The sequence below is a fragment of the Mycobacterium angelicum genome (assembly GCF_002086155.1).
In the GTDB taxonomy this organism is placed as follows: domain Bacteria; phylum Actinomycetota; class Actinomycetes; order Mycobacteriales; family Mycobacteriaceae; genus Mycobacterium; species Mycobacterium angelicum.
Genome location: NZ_MVHE01000196.1, coordinates 1 through 1,351 on the forward strand (window position 1 = coordinate 1; position 1,351 = coordinate 1,351).

General features: G+C 68.8%; 1 protein-coding gene. It reads right to left on the bottom strand.

Going from position 1 to position 1,351, the window contains the following annotated elements; translation table 11 throughout:
• Positions 1-1,351 (bottom strand): HNH endonuclease signature motif containing protein (locus tag BST12_RS28955; protein WP_139802056.1); only part of this gene is annotated, 1,351 nt, incomplete at both ends.

A 1,351-nucleotide genomic window follows, 5' to 3' on the forward strand; every position in this document is an offset into this window, starting at 1 on the left:
CTGGCATGGGTTCGTCGGGTGTCCAGTCCGGGGGGAGTTCTTCGGGTTCGCGTGGATCGTTGACCCAGCGGCAGAACGGGCTGGTGCTGGGCGCGCGCTTGAACACAAACAGCATGTCGCGCATGTGGTTTCGGAACCGCCGATCGGCGAGCTCGCGCTCGCGAGCTCGGGCCAGCCAGCGCTCGTACTCGTTGATTGGCCGCTGTTCGCGGTTGTGCTTGCGCGCGCGGGTGATTCGGCTGGCACGCTCGGCCGAGCGGCTGCGCCGGTCGGGTGTGGGCGGCGCGCACGGGGGTTTTCGCATCTGCCCGAACAAATCCACCCCGGCCGCGGCGGTGCGGTAGGTGTGCCCGCTCGGCGAGGTCCACACCACGGTGCCATCGGCGAGTTGTTCGTCACGCCAGCCGCCGAAGGTTTTCAGCCGATGATGGTGTCGGCACAGGCATTTGAGGTTCTCGAACACCGTCAAGCCGCCGGCGGCGGGATCGGCGTGGTTGAACGCGACGGTGTGGTCCAGATCGCAGATCGCCGCGGGGCGGGCACAGCCGGGGAAGCGACAGGTCAGATCCCGACACCGCACGGCACGTTCCAGCGCCGCCGAGGGTTGATAGCGCAGCGCCTCCAGCGGGCTGGTGTCGGGGTTGATGACCTGCAGCGCCGCGCTGGCCACCAGATCACGCACCTGCCCGGCATCGATGACCCCGTAGCCCTCCAGGTAGCCGGGCTGGGTGCTGGTGCCATCCACGGTGTCGGCGCTGGCCACCACATTGATCACCACCCGATGCCCAGCGCGCTCGGTGTCGCTGCGATGCGGACACTCCGGCCGCCCACACGCACAACCCAGCGCTCGACTGTCGCTGAGACAACCCAGCGCATCCGCGCGACGCTGATCCAGGGTCCGCGGATCACCGGCACACACCTGCTTAGCCAACTGCGACAACCGCCGATCAAACGCGGCGGCCACACCGGCCTCCACCGTGCCGTACACCTCGGCCATCCCGTTGTCGAGCGCACGGATCCCCAGATGACGATCGGCCTGCGCGGCGCCCTGGCGCTCGCGAGCGGCATCGGGATCCAGCACGCGCACCGCGGCATCCACCGCGTTGATGATGCGCTGCCGCGACCACCCCTGCCACGCGCCGATGCGCTCGGCCAGCGAGGCATCCAAGCGCGCGATCAACTGCGCAGCGACCAACTCGGTGCGCCCGATGATCAAACGCACCGTGCGCCAATCGGTACGCCCCTGCGCCAACAACGCCGCGATCGCCGGCAACCGCACATCCAACGCCTCAGCATCAGACACCAGATAGCTGGCCGCCAGCGGCGACAGATTCATCGCCGCAGCCACCTC